General features: G+C 31.0%; 14 protein-coding genes. 13 read left to right on the forward strand and 1 reads right to left on the reverse strand.

All coding sequences use genetic code 11. From position 1 onward, the window contains the following. Positions 1-274: 274 nt before the first annotated feature. Positions 275-1,735, forward strand: coding sequence for a UDP-N-acetylmuramoyl-L-alanyl-D-glutamate--2,6-diaminopimelate ligase (locus ACK2WO_RS05160; protein WP_414698612.1), 1,461 nt, complete (start codon positions 275-277; stop codon positions 1,733-1,735). Positions 1,736-1,918: 183 nt separating this feature from the next. Here the strand turns inward: ACK2WO_RS05160 and ACK2WO_RS05165 are convergent, their stop codons facing one another. Then, the gene (locus ACK2WO_RS05165; RefSeq protein ID WP_414698613.1) at positions 1,919-2,089 is read right to left on the reverse strand and encodes a hypothetical protein; all 171 of its coding nucleotides are present in this window, start codon (positions 2,087-2,089) and stop codon (positions 1,919-1,921) included. Between the two features lie 270 nt (positions 2,090-2,359). Here ACK2WO_RS05165 and ACK2WO_RS05170 point away from each other — a divergent pair, with 270 nt between their 5' ends. From ACK2WO_RS05170 to asnA, 12 genes are all read left to right on the forward strand, one after another. Beyond that, positions 2,360-3,241, forward strand: coding sequence for a metallophosphoesterase (locus ACK2WO_RS05170; protein WP_414698614.1), 882 nt, complete (start codon positions 2,360-2,362; stop codon positions 3,239-3,241). A 197-nt stretch (positions 3,242-3,438) separates the two neighbouring features. Then, positions 3,439-4,455: a UDP-glucose 4-epimerase GalE gene (gene galE, locus ACK2WO_RS05175; protein WP_178412784.1), complete on the forward strand. Its 1,017-nt coding sequence runs from the start codon at positions 3,439-3,441 to the stop codon at positions 4,453-4,455. Between the two features lie 125 nt (positions 4,456-4,580). Next, positions 4,581-6,386 (forward strand): cell wall-binding repeat-containing protein, encoded by a 1,806-nt coding sequence (locus tag ACK2WO_RS05180; RefSeq protein WP_414698615.1) that lies wholly within the window; start codon positions 4,581-4,583, stop codon positions 6,384-6,386. 115 nt (positions 6,387-6,501) lie between these two features. Further along, a complete protein-coding gene (locus ACK2WO_RS05185) occupies positions 6,502-8,367 on the forward strand; it encodes an HIRAN domain-containing protein (RefSeq protein WP_414698616.1) in 1,866 nt (621 codons plus the stop codon). 188 nt (positions 8,368-8,555) lie between these two features. Next, entirely contained in the window at positions 8,556-9,851 is a 1,296-nt protein-coding gene (gene brnQ, locus ACK2WO_RS05190; RefSeq protein WP_414698617.1) for a branched-chain amino acid transport system II carrier protein, read from the forward strand. 297 nt (positions 9,852-10,148) lie between these two features. Next, on the forward strand, positions 10,149-11,282 hold the full coding sequence (locus ACK2WO_RS05195; RefSeq protein ID WP_414698618.1) for a DUF3798 domain-containing protein: 1,134 nt from the start codon (positions 10,149-10,151) through the stop codon (positions 11,280-11,282). A 10-nt stretch (positions 11,283-11,292) separates the two neighbouring features. Beyond that, a complete protein-coding gene (locus ACK2WO_RS05200) occupies positions 11,293-12,456 on the forward strand; it encodes a DUF3798 domain-containing protein (protein ID WP_414698619.1) in 1,164 nt (387 codons plus the stop codon). Between the two features lie 28 nt (positions 12,457-12,484). Continuing rightward, the gene (locus ACK2WO_RS05205) at positions 12,485-13,483 is read left to right on the forward strand and encodes a LacI family DNA-binding transcriptional regulator (RefSeq protein ID WP_414698620.1); all 999 of its coding nucleotides are present in this window, start codon (positions 12,485-12,487) and stop codon (positions 13,481-13,483) included. Between the two features lie 184 nt (positions 13,484-13,667). Further along, positions 13,668-15,593: a sucrose-specific PTS transporter subunit IIBC gene (locus tag ACK2WO_RS05210; protein WP_414698621.1), complete on the forward strand. Its 1,926-nt coding sequence runs from the start codon at positions 13,668-13,670 to the stop codon at positions 15,591-15,593. Positions 15,594-15,722: 129 nt separating this feature from the next. After that, positions 15,723-17,168 carry a glycoside hydrolase family 32 protein gene (locus tag ACK2WO_RS05215; RefSeq protein ID WP_414698622.1) on the forward strand — a complete coding sequence of 482 codons (1,446 nt, stop codon included), beginning with the start codon at positions 15,723-15,725 and terminating at the stop codon, positions 17,166-17,168. A gap of 84 nt (positions 17,169-17,252) precedes the next feature. After that, positions 17,253-18,218, forward strand: coding sequence for a carbohydrate kinase family protein (locus tag ACK2WO_RS05220; RefSeq protein ID WP_414698623.1), 966 nt, complete (start codon positions 17,253-17,255; stop codon positions 18,216-18,218). 422 nt (positions 18,219-18,640) lie between these two features. After that, positions 18,641-19,648: an aspartate--ammonia ligase gene (gene asnA / locus ACK2WO_RS05225; protein WP_414698624.1), complete on the forward strand. Its 1,008-nt coding sequence runs from the start codon at positions 18,641-18,643 to the stop codon at positions 19,646-19,648. Positions 19,649-19,789 lie beyond the last annotated feature (141 nt).

Raw genomic sequence — 19,789 nt, forward strand, 5'->3', positions numbered from 1 at the left:
TTTTAATGCACACAAAACCGCAGTTCTTTGCTTTCCAGGCTTCAGAGCCCCACACATTTATGTAACACATTTCAATGTTGTGGGGCTCTTACAGATTGTCAAGCAAATAAATCTGCGGTTTTATTGTGCAAAAAATAGCTTGTGGAATATTATCAACAACCCATTTTTTGTTGTAAATTATTTGAGTGGGGTAATTTATTTTGAGTGAATGCTTTTTGTTTGTGTGATATAATATATTAAGTATTAATATAGTAAGAAAGAGAAGGTATTTTTTATGAAACTTAATCATATATTAGAAGGAATAGAGGTTCTTTCAGTTGTTGGAAATAAAGATGTAGAAGTTTTAAATGTTGAGTACGATTCAAGAAAGGTTGAGGAAGGTACTTTATTTATTTGTATAAAAGGATTTGTGTCAGACGGGCATAGATACATAGACTCAGCTTATGAAAAGGGAGCTAGGGTATTTTTAATTCAGGATGATGTAGATTTTAAAGAAGATTGTACTTATGTAAAGGTTGAAGATACTAGAAAAACTATGGCAAAGGTTGCAGCTAATTTCTGTGAGCATCCAGCAGATAAGTTTGATGTTATAGGTGTTACTGGTACAAATGGAAAGACTAGCATTACTACATTTATAAATGAGATACTTAGAAACTGCAATAAAAAAGTTGGGCTTATAGGGACTATAAAGATATTTGATGGGGATAATGAAGTTCCATCAAATTCAACTACTCCAGAAAGTGTTGATTTACAGAAGATATTCAAAAGAATGGTAGATAATGGATGCGACTGTTGTGCTATGGAGGTTTCATCTCATTCATTAGAGCTTAGTAGAGTAGATGATACAAACTTCAAAATAGGTATATTCACAAATCTAACTCCAGACCATTTAGATTTCCACAAGACTCTAGAAAACTACAGAAAAGCTAAGGAAAAATTATTCCACAAGACTACTCAGGCAAATATAATCAATGTAGATGATGAAGGTGGAAGAAAGATATACGAAAGTATAAAAGAATTAGATACTCCATGTTACACATACGGAATAGAACATGAAGCGGATTTCACTGCTAAAAATATTAAATCTGATGCTTCTGGGGTTGCATATACTTTAGTTACTCCAAACCACACAGAAGATATATTCATACCAGTTCCAGGTAAGTTTACAGTTTATAACACATTAGCTGTAATTGCAGCATGCGAAATGCTTGGAATAGACAAAGAAGATTACTTAAATTCTTTAAGAAATACAGGTGGGGTTGCAGGTAGATTTGAAACTGTACCAAATGATAAGGGAATAAGTGTAATAGTAGACTACGCACATACTCCAGATGCACTTGAAAATGTGTTAAATACTGCTAGAGAATTTGTTGAAGGAGAGTTAATAGCTGTATTTGGATGTGGTGGAGATAGAGACTCTGAAAAAAGACCTCTTATGGGAGGAATAGGACAGAGATTATCTGACAGATGTATAATAACTAACGACAACCCAAGAACAGAAGATCCTGAGCTTATAATAAAAGATATACTAGCAGGATTAGATGAAAGTAATGAAAACTACAAAGTAGTAATGGATAGAAAAGAAGCTATAAAAGAAGCTATAGAATCTGCTAAAAAAGGCGATGTTATCTTAATAGCTGGAAAAGGTCATGAAAACTATCAGATACTAGGAACAGTAAAACACCACTTTGATGATAAAGAAGTTGCAAGAGAAGTTTTAGACTCATTAAAATAGTGTTGTAATTTCAAGATAAAGCAAAAGAATAAAATTAATAAAAAAATGAAATTAATGAAAAATAATAAAAAATAAAATTAATGAAAAATAAAATTAATAAAAAAATTTAATAAGGATAAAAAAATATGGGCTATCACATTAAAATTTGATTAATGTGGTAGCCCTTTTTATTGAAACTAAATATTAATCTTCTTCTGAATGAGAAAAGTGAGCAATCAATAGGTACGCTAGATAAATCAATCCAACACCTAAAAGACATGCCACTACTCCAAATAAAATAGTAAGTGGTGTTATTTTTTCTTCCATCAAATCTTTTGCGTTTTCAAGAGGTTCTACAATTTTAGTTTTGTTCATAAGTTATCCTCCTAACTTTTGCTATTTAGCAAAGTTCTTAATTTTTCTGAAAATAATAAATTTTCTTATCTTTAATTATATTATACAACTTTAGAGGATAAAATAATAGTTTTTTTCTATGTAAATTAGAGTTTATTATAGATTTAAGTTGATTTAATAAAATAAAAAATATGATAGAAAAAGAAAATACAATAGATTATAATAAAGAAATAAAAGTATAGAAATAAAGAGTGAAAGCATAAAAAGTGTAAAAGAGAAATAGAGGAATTTATGAAAAATAAAAACTTAAAAATAATATCAATAATAATTTTAATAGTAGTGATACTTTTGGTGTGGGGAACTAATGATATAGTTACCTCAACATATTCTGTAGAAAATGAAAAAATCCCAAGTGAGTTTGATGGATATAGAATAGTTCAAATTTCAGACCTACACAATAAGGAATTTGGGAAAAATCAGAAAAGGCTTATAGAAAAAATAAAAAAAGAAAACCCAGATTTAATAGTAATAACAGGAGATATTGTAGATAGAAGAAAATGGGGAACTAAAAATATGGAGAAGTTTTTATCTGAAATAAAAGGGTCAGCTCCTATTTATTATGTATCTGGAAATCACGAGGTTTGGTCGTTTAAGTACGATATAGTGAAGAAAATTTTAAGAAAATACGATGTAAATATTTTGGATGATGAAGTAAAAAGTATAAGAAAACGTAAAGAAGAAAATGGAAAAGTAGGTAAAACAGAAAGTATAAAAAAAGGTAGTTCAGAAATCAAGATAGCAGGAATAATAGACACAGGATTTGAAGATAGAGAAGAATATGTTCCAGAAATATTAAAAAATTTAAAGAAAAAAGTTAAAGCTGATGAGTTTAGCATACTTCTTTCTCATAGGCCAGAGCATATAAAAGATTATTCAGATGCAGGATTTGATTTAGTATTTTCAGGACATGCACACGGTGGCCAGATTAGGCTTCCATTTATAGGAGGAATTTACGCACCTCATCAAGGGTTTATGCCTAAGTATACAAAGGGTGTAATAAATATGAAAAATACAAAAATGGTAGTTAGTAGAGGGCTTGGAAATAGTGTGCTTCCAATAAGAATATTAAACAGACCTGAGATAACAGTTACAGTTTTAAAAACTAATCGTTAAAAATGAAAATAGGTAATAAAAGTTAAAGAAATTTTACAAAAAATTTATATAAAAATATGCATTCAAATTAACTGTAAATTTGATGAAATCATATAAGTGTGTTATTATATCTTTATGACGTTTGAAATGAAAAATAGTATTTAAAAAAGAAGTTATTAAATGATTAAAAGAAGTTATTAGAGAAAGAGGTAAACAAAATGGCAGTATTAGTAACAGGTGGAGCTGGTTATATAGGAAGTCATACAGCGATAGAATTACTAGAAGAAGGTTACGAGGTAATTATCGCTGACAATTTCTGCAATAGTAATCCAGTGGTAATAGATAGGATAAAAGAATTATCTGGAAAAGATGTAATTTGCTATGAAGTAGATGTTAGAGACTTCAACAAAATGGATGAGATATTTAAAAATCACAAAATAGATTCAATAATTCACTTTGCAGGCCTTAAAGCTGTAGGTGAATCAGTGGAAAAGCCTATAGAATACTACAACAACAATTTAATATCTACGTTGACAGTATTCGAGCTTATGAAAAAATACGATGTTAAAAACTTTGTATTTAGTTCTTCAGCTACTGTGTATGGAGATCCTCATAAGTGCCCAATACTTGAAAATTTCCCACTTTCAGTAACTAACCCTTATGGAAGAACAAAACTTATGATAGAGGAAATGTTAAAGGATATAGCTAAAGTAGACGATAGCATGAATATAGCTATACTTAGATATTTCAACCCAGTGGGAGCTCATAAGAGTGGAAAAATTGGAGAGGACCCAAATGGAATACCAAACAACTTAGTTCCATATATAACTAAAGTTGCAATCGGTCAGCTTGAAAAGGTCAATGTATTTGGAAATGACTACCCTACTCCAGACGGAACAGGTGTAAGAGATTATATACATGTAGTAGACTTAGCAAAAGGACATGTAAAAGCTATAGATAAACTAAAAGAAAATCCAGGACTTGTTGTCTACAACCTAGGAACAGGAACAGGATACAGTGTTTTAGAAATGATAGAAATGTTCTCAAAAATTAGCGGTAGAGATATACCTTATGAAATAGTAGGAAGAAGAGCTGGAGATATAGCTGAATGTTATGCTGATCCAACTAAAGCAGAAAAGGAGTTAGGTTGGAAGGCTGAGTACGGACTTAAAGAAATGTGCGAAGATTCATGGAGATGGCAGGAAAATAATCCAAATGGATACAATCAAAAGTAATATAGCTTTATGGATATAATCAAAAAATAGTACAACTTTTTATTTAAAAAGTTATTAAAAGTAGCTTATAAATTTTTTAGAAATTATAAGATAAATTAATCGTAATTTGCAGGAGGGCTTGAATAATGAAGAAGCTAATGAAAAAGTATCTCGTTGTGCTTATGTCTGTTTTTATGATATTTGCAGCAGTAGTTCCAACTAGTACTGTAGAAGCAGCACCAAAACAGCTCATAATAGTAAATACGAAATACAATAAGCTAACATTCTACAACAATGATAAGTTAGTAAAAAGATTTAACGTAGCATCTGGAAAACCTAGTACACCTACACCAACAGGTAAAACTAGAGTTGCCAACAAAATAGTAAATAGACCTTACTATTCTGGAGGAATTCCAGGTGGACATCCTAACAATCCACTAGGAAATAGATGGATAGGAATATTTGGAGGAAGTACTTACGGAATCCATGGAAACAACAAAGAAAGTTCTATAGGAAAACATGTATCTGGCGGATGTATAAGAATGCATAATGCCGAAATAAGATGGTTATTCCCTCAGGTTAGAGTAGGATGTACTGTTTTAATAGACTACAGCTCAAAAACTGATGCTCAGATAGCTAAAAAATACGGTGTTTCATTCAATCAGGGTGTAAAAGCTGGATGGAAAACTGTAAACGGTCAGAAAAAATACTTAAAAGAAAATGGAAAATATGCGTCTAACGAATGGTTAACTATATCAGGTAAAAAATACCACTTCAATGGAAATGGTACAACTGATAAAGGAATGCAGACTATATCAGGAAGCAAATACTACTTTGACAAAGATGGTGTTATGCAGACTGGATGGATAACTGAAGGAGACTTCAAATATTACTTCGATTCAAATGGAAAAGCTCACATAGGATGGCTTGAGTTAAATGGTAAGACATATTACTTCGACCAGACAGGAGCTATGGTAACAGGAGAACAGGAAATAGACGGAATAAAATATACATTCAATGCAAAAGGAGAAGCAACTCCAGCGTGGGATGTAGTTAAAGGAAGCAATAGATACTCTACTGCTACAGAAATAAGTAAGATGAACTATGCAACAGGAGGAACTGTAGTACTTGTAAATGGTAATGCAGTAGCAGACGGAATAGCTGCAACACCACTTGCTGCATCAGAAAATGCTTCAATATTATTAGCTAATAAAGATAATTTACCATCAGAAACAGCTAAGAGAATGAAAGAAATAGCACCTTCAAAAGTTATAATAGTAGGTGGAACAAATGCAGTTAGCACAGCTTTAGAATCAAAAATAGCTAAAGATTACTCAGCTGAAGTAGAAAGAGTAGCTGGAAAAGATAGATACTCTACATCATTCGAAATAGCTAAAAAACTTTCTGAAAATGGAGTAGAAATAAATACTGCTTACATAGTATCTGGAAAAGGTGAAGCAGATGCGCTTTCAGTAGCTTCAAAAGCTGGAGAAGAAAAACAGCCTATAATACTTACTGGAAAAGATGCTTTAAATCCAGAAATGTATGAATGGTTAAAAGAACAGAACCTTCAGGATGCATACTTCATAGGTGGAGAAAGAGTTATATCAAATAACTTAATATCTTCAGTTAATGAAATAACAACAAATGATGTATCTGCAAACAGAATAGCAGGTAAAAATAGAGAAGAAACAAATGCTAAAGTAATAGAAAAACTTTATAAAGACGGATACAGTACTTTATTTGTAGCAAAATCAAATGTACTAGTAGATGCTCTTTCTGCTGGACCAATGGCAGCACAGAGAAATTGTCCAGTAGTATTAATGAATACAAAAGGACTTACAACAGCTCAGAAAAAAGCATTAAATGGATCTTATGTAGACAACCTATATCAGATAGGTGGAGGAGTTTCATTTAAAGGAATGAGCCAGATTTACTCTATGGTAAAATAATTAAAAATTAATTGATTATTGTAAGTATATTGTTGGAATAAATAGACGCAGTTTCCGAAAGTAATCTAAATATTGATGAAATCGGGGGCTGCGTTATTTTTAAAGGGGTGGTTTTATGGTTAATCTATGTATATACGAATCATTGAAAAATGTAGACGACTATGTTGACTACACAGACAATATAGAATTTGAATATAGATATAAATACGATTTTATTACAGAGGCTTCAAAGAGAAATTATCGGAACATAGTTTTAAGGTCTCTAATTCAGATATATAACAAAGATAGTGAAAATCTAAAATTTCCCGAAACAGAGTACCCGATTTCTTCGTATATGGGATGCTTTGTAAATTCTGTAAGGGGAATTGTCTCTGAAAATATACTCCCAAAAGAATGGGTAGAAAAATTTACAAAAAACACAATTTTAAATTCTAAAGATAAAAAAGAAGTTCAGATTGCATTGGCACTTGGGGAATATTTCCTAGCAGATAATCTTGTAGAGGAAGTTAGCAAAGTCTTTTCAAAATCTGGAGATTATATAACTTATGTTATAGGTGTTATAAAAAGAATGCAAAACTACAACACATTCCTTTTCGATTTAATAAAAAATTCAAAGGGAATGATAAAATTTATAGCTGCTGAAAATATTGAAGAAATAGATATGAAAATAACTAAGTATATGCTTACAGAGGGATATAAAGACGATTATTATGGAGATTTTATGGCAGGACTTGTTATTAATCTGTTTAATTGTTCTGCATATCTACTTAGAGAAGATATAACAACTGATGAAGTAAATAAATTCTGTAAGTTGTTTGTAGATTTCTTTAGAAGCTCAGGGCCTGCACCTTTTACAGGAGATTTAGACTTTTTAGATGCATTTTTATACAATATAGAAAAATATGGAGACAGTATAGAGGCACTGTATTGTATATTTGCGATAAAGGAAATTGTTTTAGAGGATAAAAAAATAGAGATAGATGAAAAAGAGTTTTCAAAAGGGATAAAATCATTGGCAAGTCAGAAAAAATTTAAAGCTTCCTTAAAAAATGCACTAGCAGAGGGAGAATTTGAATTATCTGATTTAATGTTTATGGCAGAGAATATTGAAATGAATATTAATCTTAAAAAGGTTAAGAAGTTCCTAGAAAAAGATGCCTATAATCCAGAAATATACAGATCACTACTTGAATGCGATACTTTTTTAAATCATGTTGAACTTGTAGAATATGTAGAAGAAAATCTAGATTTTTCTGATATTGTCGGCAAAATGGAAGGGATAAGTCTTAGAGATGAGAGAGAATTAAATAAAAAAGAGGAAATATTTGATTTGATTTTATCTGAATTAGATAAAGTTTATCCAGTAGGTGTAAACCTTCTTAAAATGGGAATGGATGCAAATAGCACTAGAATAAGAAGAAAAACATCAAAAGTTTTATTGAAATTAAAAAAACAGCTACCTAATGACTTTGTGGATTATATAGTTATGAGATTCTCTATGGAAATTATTCCTGAAGTTAAGAAAAATTACGAAAAAATTATAAATAGAGATGTAAATAAAAAAATAGAAAAAATATCTGTAGAGGATATAAAAGTAGATGTAAATTCTAAGGATATTTATGTATTAGACACTTATATAGCAGGACTTGCTTATAGAGACAAGGATATGCTTGAAAAAGAAATTAGGGAAAATGCAAGATTCTATATGAAGAGAGATATTTCTAATTTACACGATATTAAAGCTATAAAGATTGTATCTAAAAGTGGGCATGTTGTCGGATTTGTACCTAAAAAAGACAATGAGATAATAAGTAGACTTATGGATTCTGGAAAATATTTCTACTGCATAATAAATGAGGTAGATATGGATAGACTCCATGTTGGCATAGAAATATATATGAGCTACAAAGATGTTATGATGCAGATAGATCAAGTTGCTAGGGCTTTATCATTAGAGCCTAAGAAAAATAGATTCAATTAACATATTATATTTCATAGAGGGGAATAGAAGATACAAAATTTAAGATAGAGTGAAAAAAATTAAAAAGATTGAAGTTTTTTTAAAATAAAAAGCATATAATCTTTGAAAAATACAGACAAATCTGATAAAATAGAATAAAGTCAAAAAAACGGAATAATCAGAAAGTTTAAAAAGGGGAGGATTTATTCATGAACAAAAAAACAACTGACATATTTGTCGTGGGGTTTGCACTGTTCTCAATATTCTTTGGGGCAGGTAACTTACTTTTCCCACCATACTTAGGTCTGGTTTCGGGACAAGATTGGTTTATTTCATTCTTAGGATTCATAATTGGGGATGCTGGTTTAGCACTTTTAGTTATAGTGGTTGCAGCTAAAAACAAGGGGATACTGGATGAAATTTTAGTTAGAGGTGGAAAGAAGCTGGCCAGATTTATTGGTTGTGCAGCAATTTTATGTATAGGGCCATTCTTAGCAATACCAAGAACAGCAGCTACTACATTTGAAATGAGTATTCTACCATTTATGCCTAAATTAGGCACTGCAGGGTCTGTTATTTTCTCGATATTATTCTTTGTAGCTACTTATGTACTTACAATAAAATCTACAAGAGTTTTAGATATTATAGGTAAATTCTTAACTCCTGTACTTTTATTAAGCTTATTAGCTCTTATAATAAAAGGTGTTATAACACCAATAGGACCTATGAGTCCAGACCACATGATAGACAGAAGTCTATTCAGTGAAGGTCTTTCTCAGGGATATTTAACAATGGATGCACTTGGAGCATCTGCAATGGCTGGTATAATGATAAATACTTTAGTTTCTAAGGGATATAAAGATACAAAAGATCAGATATCTATGACTATAAAATCTGGATTTGTTGCAGGTATAGCATTATCAATAGTATATGGTGGACTTTGCTACTTAGGAGCTACTATGTCTACTATACACGATATAAACACTTCTCAGGCTCTTCTAGTGGTTGCAGCTACTGAGGGAATATTTGGAACACCAGGTAAAGTTCTACTAGCGATAATGGTTTTATTCGCTTGTTTAACAACATCAATCGGTTTAACATCATCTGCAGGTAGATATTTTGAAGATACAACAGATGGAAGATTATCTTACGAAAAAATAGTTACAGCTATATGTATATTCAGTGCAGTTGTTTCTACATTTGGTGTAAACAAGATAATACAGATATCTATACCAATACTTCAGACTATATACCCTGTTATGATAATACTTGTTGTACTTACAATATTCACTAAACAGATTAAAAATGATAATACATTTAAAGGTGCTGCGTACTTCACATTTGTAGCTAGTATATTATCTGTAGCAAATTCTTTAACAGGTGCATTTGAATTTATAAATGTATTACCACTTACATCTCTTGGACTTGGTTGGATAGTTCCAGGGTTAGTAGGAGCTTTAGTAGGAAGCTTTATAAAAACTAAAGGCTCAATGCAGACTTTATAGTCTATAATTAAATTAATTTATAAGAATAAAAATCAATTTACAAGAACAAAAATAAATTAATAAAAATAAATTAAGATTGATTAACACAAATTAAAAGTGATTAATAAAGATTAAATTTAATCTTATAAAGATAAAAGGTGTTTGGGATTCCAAGCACCTTTTTTAGTGCAAGTTTTGATGTTTTTTTTGACAAAATATGATAAACTAAATAAGTATATTGTTAAGCAAATTGTACAAATATATTAAAAAATAACAAAAGAAAATTATTGTATATTGAGATAGAGAGGAGAAAAATAGATGTTAAAGAAATTTACTGTAGTAGTTCTTTCTCTTTGTATGGCACTTGGAATGGTTGCTTGTGGTAAAAAAGAGGAAGAAAAAGGTATATCACTTACAGATAAATATACGGAAACGATGCTTATAACACCTGAGTCTGTAAAACTTGAAAAAGGATTTTTAGATGAATATCCAAATGTAAATAATATAGTTTTACCAAAAGACTATGATAAAAATTTAGAAGAAATAACAGATGAAATAGCTTCATTTGCACAAAATAAAAAGGTTAAGTGTATAATTGTTTGTTCGGATAAAGAGGGGCTACTTCCTGTATTTGAAAAAATAAGAGAAAAAAATGACTCCCTTATAACAGTAGCTGCTGGTATAGAAGAAATGCAGATTAAGGAAAAACAAAATGATGTTGAGACAAATAGTTATATAAGTATGGGATTCAATCCGACTGATACAGATAACAATGTAAATGCTGTAAAAATGGCAAAGGCTATGGGAACAAAGGTATTTGTAAATTATGTAGACTCATTTGCTAAAAATGATATAGCATCTCGGAAAATTATAAAAGAGATACATGGAGAATGTAACAGAAATGGATTAAAGTATGTAGAGGTAGAAGTTCCAAATATGAAGGATGAAAACGACTCTAAAACTACACAAGAGTTTATTATGAAAGATGCTACAAATAAGAAAAAAGCATATGGAGAAGATGTTAGTTTATACGGATGTAGAGAATCTATGGATAAGGCTGTTATAGAGGCAGCTATAAAAAATAAACTAATGGTTCCAACACTACATTCTCTTAACAGTGCAGAGCTTTACTGCGATATACTAGGTATAAAAGTGGCAGAGGATGACATAGCAGACTACAAAAAGATAAACTCTATAATATCTAAAAAACTAAAAACTTTAGGTATGGATGGCAGATTAGCTGGGACAGAAATTCCTGAAAAGGCGTTTTGTGTTGAGGCAGCTATAGAAACAACAAATAAGATATTCACTAAAAAAGGTGATGAATTCAATGTATTTAAAGAAATGCCAGAAAATATAAAAGAAAAAACTGGTATTTTAGCGGAATATACAAAAGTTAGATACGATAGCAACTTCTTCAGAGTAGTTGAAATGTATCCGACATTATATTAGGAGGTAAAAAATGAAAAAGATAATTTCAGTAATGCTGATAATATCCATGTTATCAATATCTCTTGTTGGATGCTCTTCTAAAAAAGATGGAGAAAAAGAAGATGATGTAGAAGCTAAAATAGCTATTGTAACAGAGGATCAAGAAGAAAATCCAGATGGTTATAAATCAGCGGATTATATATCAAATATGTATAAATTTAAAAAAGAAAATGGTTTTACAAATGATGAAATAAAACACATTGTAATGCCTAAGGATTTTGTGAAAAATGCAAATAAATCTGAGGAAACTATAAATAAATTAGCAAAAGATAAAGATATAAAGGCGGTTGTTTTTTCTTCAAGGGAAAAAGGAATGCTTACTTATGCAAATAAATTAAAAGAAGCTAGAAAAGATATGGTAGTTTTAGGTGCAGATTTAAATGCTACAGAAAAAGAATTAGCTGATAATTTAGACCTTAGCTATATATCAGATACTACTTTAGATGGGAAAAATACAGTCCAGCTTGCCAAAGAAATGGGAGCAAAGGCGTTTATACTATATTATTCAGATAAAGATTTAAAAGATAAGCCAACTCTTTCTAAGAAAATATCTGAAATAGAGTCAGAATGCGTAGAACAGGATTTAGTGCTTGAAAAGGTAAAAGTACAGGATATAAATTCAAAAGAGGACGAGTACAGCGTTAAAAAGTTTATAAGTGAAGATATAAATAAAGAAATATATAAATACGGAGAAGATATAAATCTTTATGGTACAAACTACACAATGGACGATGTAATACTTAGAAGAGCAATAAAAAATACTTTAGCTGTGGCTGAAACTAGCGACGGTTGTATGGTAAATCAGATGGGAGATTTTTATAGAGTATTTAGAAAAACTCTTGATAATGGTAACTACAGAGGATTTACAAAATACATAAGTGATGGAAGCTTGAAGTATGAGATGAATGGAAGGCTTGGAGGTATAATCATGCCTAATAGGATGTTTACTATATATGCTGCAGCCGATACTGCAATAGCAATTATAGAAAACGAAATGGATGTTAAAAAGGCTTACAACTCATATTTCATAGAAAAGAGTATATATGAAAAAGAAGGTCTTACAGCGGCATTTAATGCCTCTGAAGAAGGATACCCAAATGTTAAGATAGTATCTATAGACCAGGTTATATATTAAAGAGATATACTGAAAAGAGGAGAGTAGTATGAAAAAACAGCTTACCATGGCGGATATAGCTAAAATAGCTGGTGTAGGGAAAAGTACTGTATCCAGATATTTTAATGGGGGCTATGTAAAAGAGGAGACAAAAGAAAAAATAAGGGTAGTTATAGAGGAGTACAACTATAAACCTAATACGTTTGCTCAAAGTTTAAAAGCAAAGGAGACAAAAATAATAGGTGTTGTTGTTCCTTGCTTAGATTCTACAGTTACGTCTAGAGTTCTTATGTCTTTAGATGAGGAACTACGAGCAGCAGGATATACTATGCTTATTATGAACACAGCACATGATCATAACCTTGAGATAGAAAATATTGAAAATCTACAGAGACTTAGGGTAGATGCGATTATTTTGAGTGCGATAAGTATGACCGACGAACTTAAAAAAGTAATTGGCAGTGTAGATGTTCCACTTCTTGTACTAGAGCAGGAGTATGAAAATGGAGTGTCTATAATAAATAACGATTACGATGCAGGCTATAGAATGGGAAAATATGTAGCTGATAAAGGACATAAAAACGTACTCGTAGTTAGTGTAAATGAAAAAGATATAGCTGTTGGAGTGAAGAGAAGAAGTGGAATATTAGATGCTTTAAAAGAATCTAATGTAGATAGCGTAGATATACTTGAGAGTAATTTTTCACATCACAGAACGTATGATTGCGCCAAGGAATATTTTAAAGATGGTGTAAGAAATATAGATGCAGTTGTATGCAGTACAGATAAACAGGCTGTGGCAGTGATGAAAGTAATAGAAGAATTAGGTCTTTCTATTCCAGAAGATGTGTCTATATGCGGATTTGGTGGGTATGAAACGAGCAACCTTCTAAAACCAAGACTTACAACTATAAAATTTGACTCTGAAAAATTGGGCAAAATTGCAACAGAAACAATTTTAAAAATGATAAAAAAAGAAGATGTTGAAAAAATACAGAGTGTCGAAGCTAAATTTATAGAGGGTGAATCTGTGTCTGATATGAATTAAAATTTAGAATATATTTATCCGAGATTTGTAAAATAAATACAAATTCTCGGATATTTTTTTGTTGAAAAATAAGTTTAAAAAATTTTAAAGATTTTGTTGACAAGAAAGTGGAACCGGTACTATAATAAAGTTGTAAATATGAAATCGGTACCATTTTTAATTATGAACAGGAGGAAAACGATTTATGAATTATTCAGTTGTAGCGAGAGATATAATCTCTTGTGTAGGTGGTAAAGAAAATATAAAATCAGCACAGCACTGTGCAACTAGATTAAGATTAGTATTAAAAGATAAAAATATTGTAGATGAAAAAGGTCTTGAAGAAATCGATGCAGTAAAGGGAACATTCTACACAAATGGCCAGTATCAGATAATATTGGGATCAGGTGTAGTAAATCTTGTTTGCGAAGAAGTAATTAAACAGGCGAATTTAAATAGTGAAAATAAAAATTCAAAAGAAGATGAAGAAGTTAAACAGGAAGGAAATTTTCTACAGAGAGCAGTTAAAGGACTAAGTGATATATTTGTTCCAATAATACCAGCAATAGTTGCAGGTGGGTTAATGATGGGACTTTACAATGTACTTACTGCGGCATTTTTTGCAGGTGGCAAATCAATTATAGATTTATATCCTCAGTTTGCTGGAATGGCATCAATGATAAATCTATTCTCAAATGCAGCATTTACATTTTTACCGGTATTACTTGGATTCTCAGCTAGTAAAAAATTCGGCGGTAATCCATATTTAGGAGCTGCAATGGGGATGATAATGGTTCATCCAGAATTATTAAATGCTTATGCAGTTGGAACTGCAACAGAAATTCCATATTGGGATATATTTGGTCTACATATAGCTATGGCTGGATATCAGGGAACAGTTCTTCCAGTTTTAGCTGTAGCTTGGATAATGTCGACTATAGAAAAAAGATTACACAAAATAACTCCTAGTTGGTTAGATAATTTAACAACTCCTCTATTAACAACATTAATCACAGGATTTGTAACATTCTTATTCATAGGACCTATAATGAGAAGTGCTGGAGATTACTTAGCAGATGGGCTTAGCTGGATGTACAACACTTTAGGCTTTGTAGGTGGAGGATTATTTGGTTTATTATATGCACCTATAACAATGACAGGTATGCACCACAGTTTTATAGCAGTAGAAACTCAGCTTATAGCAGCTAAAGCGACTACTGGAGGAAGTTTTATATTCCCAACAGCGTCAATGAACAACATAGCTCAAGGTGCTGCAGTTTTAGCTGTACTTTGGATAACTAAAAACGAAAAAATGAAATCAGTTTGTAGTGCAGCAGGTATATCAGCATTACTTGGAATAACTGAGCCAGCGATGTTTGGTGTTACTTTAAAACTTAGATATCCATTCATAGCAGCTATAATAGGAACAGCTTGCGGTAGTGCATTTTTAGCGGCATTCCACGTATTAGCAATAGCACAGGGAGCTGCAGGAATACCAGGATTTATATCAATACCAATTCAGAACTGGGGATTCTTTGCAATAGGTGGAATAATATCGTTTGTAGTTGCATTTGGATTAACCTTTATACTTGCTAAGAGAGACGCAATTAAAAATGGAAAGGCAAAAGAAGTTGCAGAAGAAGAGGATGCAGCGGAAAAAATGCTTGAAGCAAATGGAATAGAAGAAGTGAAAGAAGAAAAAATATACAGCCCAATGAACGGTGTTGTAAAAGATATAGAAAATTCATCAGATGAAGCATTTTCATCAAAAGCTATGGGAGATGGTGTTGTAATAACTGAACATGACGGAAATGTTTATTCACCAGTAGATGGAGAAGTTGTGTTTACATTCCCAACAGGACATGCATGCGGTATAAAAAGCGATGCTGGAGCAGAAATATTAATTCACTGCGGAATAGACACTGTAAAACTAGAAGGAAATGGATTTGATACTAATCTTGAATCAATGCAGAAGGTTAAAAAAGGCGATTTATTAATAAGCTTTGATAAGAATTTTGTAGAAAAATCAGGTTATTCATCAGAAGTTCTTATGGTTATAACTGGATCTGAAAAAGATTTAGAGCTTAAAAAACAGGGCGAATGTAGTACTGAAGATATAATATTTGAATAGAATATGTAATGTTTGAAGAAATAACAGAGTATTTAAAAATTATAAAAATTATTAAGACTAAAAAATTATTAAGACTAAAGAATTAGGAATGATAAAAAATAGAAAGACTAAAAAATTGGAGAGATTGAAATGAACATAGAAGAATTTAGAGAAGTTTGGGAAGAGAATAAAGGACTTAGAGAATTGGCAGCAAATGATAAGGATAGATTGAATTATCATATAATGCCTACTAGTGGTTGGGTAAATGATCCAAATGGGTTATGCCAGTTTAATGGGGTTTACCATATTTATTACCAATATTCTCCGTTTGATATAAATGGAAAATTGAAATTATGGGGACACATAACTACAGAGGATTTTGTTAAATATCAGGAGCACGAGCCTGTTTTATATCCTGACTATAGATATGATCAAAATGGGGTTTATTCTGGAAGTGCTGTAGTTAGAAATGGAAAGATAAATTATTTCTACACAGGAAATGTTAAGCATTTAGATGGTGACTACGATTATATAATGACAGGTAGAGAGCAGAATCTAATAGCTTGTAGCAGCGAGGATGGATTTAATTTTAGTGAGAAGGAATTAATAATGACAAACACAGATTTTCCATCTAAGTTGAGTTTACATGTAAGAGATCCTAAAGTTTATCCAAAGAACGGTGTAGATTATATGGTTTTAGGTGCTAGAGATGATAATAGTACAGGGTGTGTCCTAGTTTTAAAAGGGAATGATTTAAAAGATTGGGAATGCCACACTATAATATATAGCGATGAAAAATTTGGATATATGTGGGAGTGCCCAGATTTATTCGATTTAAATGGTGAAACTGTGCTTGTTACTTGCCCACAGGGAGTTCCAGAAGAAGGATACATATACAAAAATGTTCACCAAAATGGATATTTTATAATGAGTGGAGATTTAGAATCTAAAAACGTTAAATTATCTAGGTTTAGACTATTTGATTACGGATTTGACTTCTATGCACCTCAGACTTTTGAAGATGAATCAGGAAGAAGAATCCTTGTAGGTTGGATGGGAATTCCAGATGCAGACTACACTAATAGAACTACTGAAAATGGTTGGCAACACGCACTTACAATGCCTAGAGAATTAATATTAAAAAATGGTATAATATATCAGAGACCAGTTGAGGAAATAAAAGCCTTGAGAGGAAATAATCGTACATTTGCAGCTGAGGAATTTAAAGATTTAGAAGTGGAAAATCTTTCTTTTGAATTGTGTGCTGAGTTTGAAAAATGCAATGAGTTTAAATTAAATTTAAGAAATGATGTAAGTTTATCTTTTGATAAATCTAAAGGTTTAATTGAGTTAAATATGGGAAAAAGTGGATGTGGTAGAGATGTTAGATATGCTTACTGCGACGAGATAAGAAATATAGACGTATACTCTGATACATCTGCGTTTGAGATATTTATAAACAATGGAGAAATTGTGTTTACAACTAGAGCATACACAGATGGTGCTCAAAAAATTGGATTTGAAAAACTAGACGGATTAGCAAAAGTTTGTATGTACGATATGAAAAAAATAGTATTTGGAATTGATGAATTTTAAGTGTTAAAACTTTTAGATTTTGATGAATTAAAAATTTAAATTTAAAATTAGTCGATTTCGATTTTAAAGAAAGGGAATTTTGATATGAAAAAGTTGTGTGCAGTTGGAGAGGCACTTATAGATTTTGTGCCTATGGAAAAAGGACAGAGATTAAAAGATGTTGTTACGTTTAAAAGAGTTGCAGGTGGAGCTCCAGCAAATGTTGCGGGTGCATTTTGTAAACTTGGTGGAAATGCGAAAATGATAACTAAACTAGGTAACGACGCGTTTGGAGATTATATTGAGGAAACTCTTAGAGAAGTTGGGATAGAAACAGATTCTGTAATAAGAACTGATGATGCGGATACATCTCTTGCATTCGTTTCACTTGCTGCAGATGGAAATAGAGATTTCATGTTTTACAGAAGAAATTGCTCTGACTTATCATTAGATTTTTCAGAGTTAGATGAAAATGTACTAGATGACTGTGAAATACTTCATTTTTGCAGTGTTTCGTTAAAAGAAAGTCCTATGAAAAATACTCATGTCGAACTTATAAAAAAGGCTTCTGAAAAGGGAATGATTATAAGCTTTGATCCAAATTTAAGATTTTCTCTTTGGGAAAATGAAGCTGATTTAAAATCTGCTGTCAAAGAATTTTTACCTTATGCAGATATTATAAAAATTTCTGATGAAGAGTTAGAATTTATAACAGGAGAGCAGAAAATAGAAGATGCTTTAGAAGATTTATTTGCGCTAGATAAATGCAAGATTGTAGTATACACAAAAGGTGCTGAGGGAGCAGAAGTTTATACTAAGAATGCTATGGCAAAACATGATGGATACAAAGTAGATGCTGTAGATACTACTGGAGCAGGGGATTCGTTTATAGCAGCTTTATTATATAAAACTGCAGACTTTGATGGAAATCTTGAAGAATTACCAGAAGAGTTTATTTATGATGCGGTAAAATTTGCCAATGCATACGGAGCTTTAACTACTCAGAAACAGGGTGCTTTAGCATCTTATGCAAATATGGAAGATACTGTAAAATTTATGGAAAATAATTAATTTTGAGGAAGCTATTACAATATTTTTTAGTTATTAAAAAGTTTTGTGATAGCTTTTTAATTTATGTGAAATAGTTTTTTAATTTAGATGATAGCTTTTTTATTTTATATTATATGATTTAAAAAAATTATGATAATTCTAGTAAATAGTTATTTTTTGATATTTTACAGTTATTGTTGAAAGATTATATTCAAAAAAATAAAAATTAAAAAAATAAAAATTAAATGAGAATCAATAGATATATAGATTAAATTAAGTGAGAAAAAGTATTTCTTCTTTAATTAATAATAAAAAAGTAATGATTAAAGAACAATAAAAAAATCAGAAAATTGTCTAATTTCTTGACAAATGAAAAATTAAAGTTTATTATATCAAGAAATCAAAAAGATACAAACGTGCAACAATTAGGAGGAGTATAAATTATGGGATTAAAGTTACCAAAAGATTATAAAGATAAATTAGATATAATGGAAACGCAGATAGCAATAAAAAAATTAAAAGACTATTTTGAGTTAAGATTAAGCAGAGAGCTTAACTTATCCAGAGTATCGTCACCACTTTTCGTTTTACCAGAAACGGGAATGAATGATAACTTAAACGGTGTAGAAAAGGCTGTTAATTTTAACGTACCTTGTTTAAATAATAAAAATGCAGAGATAGTTCAGTCTCTTGCAAAATGGAAAAGAATGGCATTAAAAAGATATGGATTCTCAGCAGGTTCCGGATTATACACCGACATGAATGCTATAAGAAAAGATGAAGAACTTGATAATTTACACTCCTTATACGTAGACCAGTGGGACTGGGAATTAGTTATAAATAAAGAGGATAGAAGTATAGAAACACTTAAAGATACAGTAGAAAAGCTTTATAGAGTATTTAAAGATACAGAAGTATTCGTGTGTTCTTTATACCCTCATATACCAGAAATACTTCCAGAAGAGATAACATTCATAACATCTCAGGAGCTTTTAGACAAATATCCTGGACTAGATGCTAAAGGAAGAGAAAATGAGGCAGTAAAGGAACATGGAGCTGTGTTTATAATGCAGATTGGGAAAGTTCTTTCAAATGGAGAAAAACACGATGGAAGAAGTCCTGACTATGATGATTGGGAATTAAATGGAGACATTCTATTCTACAATCCTATCTTAGATGAGGCTATAGAATTATCATCTATGGGTATTAGGGTTGATGAAGAGAGTTTAGACAGACAGCTTAGATTAGCTGGATGTGACGATAGAAGAGAACTTGATTATCATAAAATGCTTTTAAACGGTGAATTACCATACACAGTAGGTGGTGGTATAGGTCAGTCTAGAATCTGTATGTATTATTTAAGAAAAGCACATATAGGTGAAGTGCAGGTTGGAATATGGCCTGAAGATCAAATCAACGACTGTGAAAAAGCAGGAATAAAATTATTATAAATACAATCAAAAATCGAATTACTTAAATACGAAATTAAACCGAGCTGTATTGTTTCAGGAAGTGAAACTATATTTAAGCTCGGTTTTTTATTTTTAAAATTTGTTTTGATTAGATTATAATTCAAAAATGAATTTTAATAA

It is taken from the genome of Peptacetobacter sp. AB845 (genome assembly GCF_047528295.1).
In the GTDB taxonomy this organism is placed as follows: domain Bacteria; phylum Bacillota; class Clostridia; order Peptostreptococcales; family Peptostreptococcaceae; genus Peptacetobacter.

What these genes read in the sequence shown, in the direction of transcription:
- ACK2WO_RS05160 (WP_414698612.1), top strand. Translation starts at nt 275, where the DNA reads ATGAAACTTAATCATATATTAGAAGGAATAGAGGTTCTTTCAGTTGTT.
- ACK2WO_RS05165 (WP_414698613.1), bottom strand. Translation starts at nt 2,089, where the DNA reads ATGAACAAAACTAAAATTGTAGAACCTCTTGAAAACGCAAAAGATTTG.
- ACK2WO_RS05170 (WP_414698614.1), top strand. Translation starts at nt 2,360, where the DNA reads ATGAAAAATAAAAACTTAAAAATAATATCAATAATAATTTTAATAGTA.
- galE (WP_178412784.1), top strand. Translation starts at nt 3,439, where the DNA reads ATGGCAGTATTAGTAACAGGTGGAGCTGGTTATATAGGAAGTCATACA.
- ACK2WO_RS05180 (WP_414698615.1), top strand. Translation starts at nt 4,581, where the DNA reads ATGAAGAAGCTAATGAAAAAGTATCTCGTTGTGCTTATGTCTGTTTTT.
- ACK2WO_RS05185 (WP_414698616.1), top strand. Translation starts at nt 6,502, where the DNA reads ATGGTTAATCTATGTATATACGAATCATTGAAAAATGTAGACGACTAT.
- brnQ (WP_414698617.1), top strand. Translation starts at nt 8,556, where the DNA reads ATGAACAAAAAAACAACTGACATATTTGTCGTGGGGTTTGCACTGTTC.
- ACK2WO_RS05195 (WP_414698618.1), top strand. Translation starts at nt 10,149, where the DNA reads ATGTTAAAGAAATTTACTGTAGTAGTTCTTTCTCTTTGTATGGCACTT.
- ACK2WO_RS05200 (WP_414698619.1), top strand. Translation starts at nt 11,293, where the DNA reads ATGAAAAAGATAATTTCAGTAATGCTGATAATATCCATGTTATCAATA.
- ACK2WO_RS05205 (WP_414698620.1), top strand. Translation starts at nt 12,485, where the DNA reads ATGAAAAAACAGCTTACCATGGCGGATATAGCTAAAATAGCTGGTGTA.
- ACK2WO_RS05210 (WP_414698621.1), top strand. Translation starts at nt 13,668, where the DNA reads ATGAATTATTCAGTTGTAGCGAGAGATATAATCTCTTGTGTAGGTGGT.
- ACK2WO_RS05215 (WP_414698622.1), top strand. Translation starts at nt 15,723, where the DNA reads ATGAACATAGAAGAATTTAGAGAAGTTTGGGAAGAGAATAAAGGACTT.
- ACK2WO_RS05220 (WP_414698623.1), top strand. Translation starts at nt 17,253, where the DNA reads ATGAAAAAGTTGTGTGCAGTTGGAGAGGCACTTATAGATTTTGTGCCT.
- asnA (WP_414698624.1), top strand. Translation starts at nt 18,641, where the DNA reads ATGGGATTAAAGTTACCAAAAGATTATAAAGATAAATTAGATATAATG.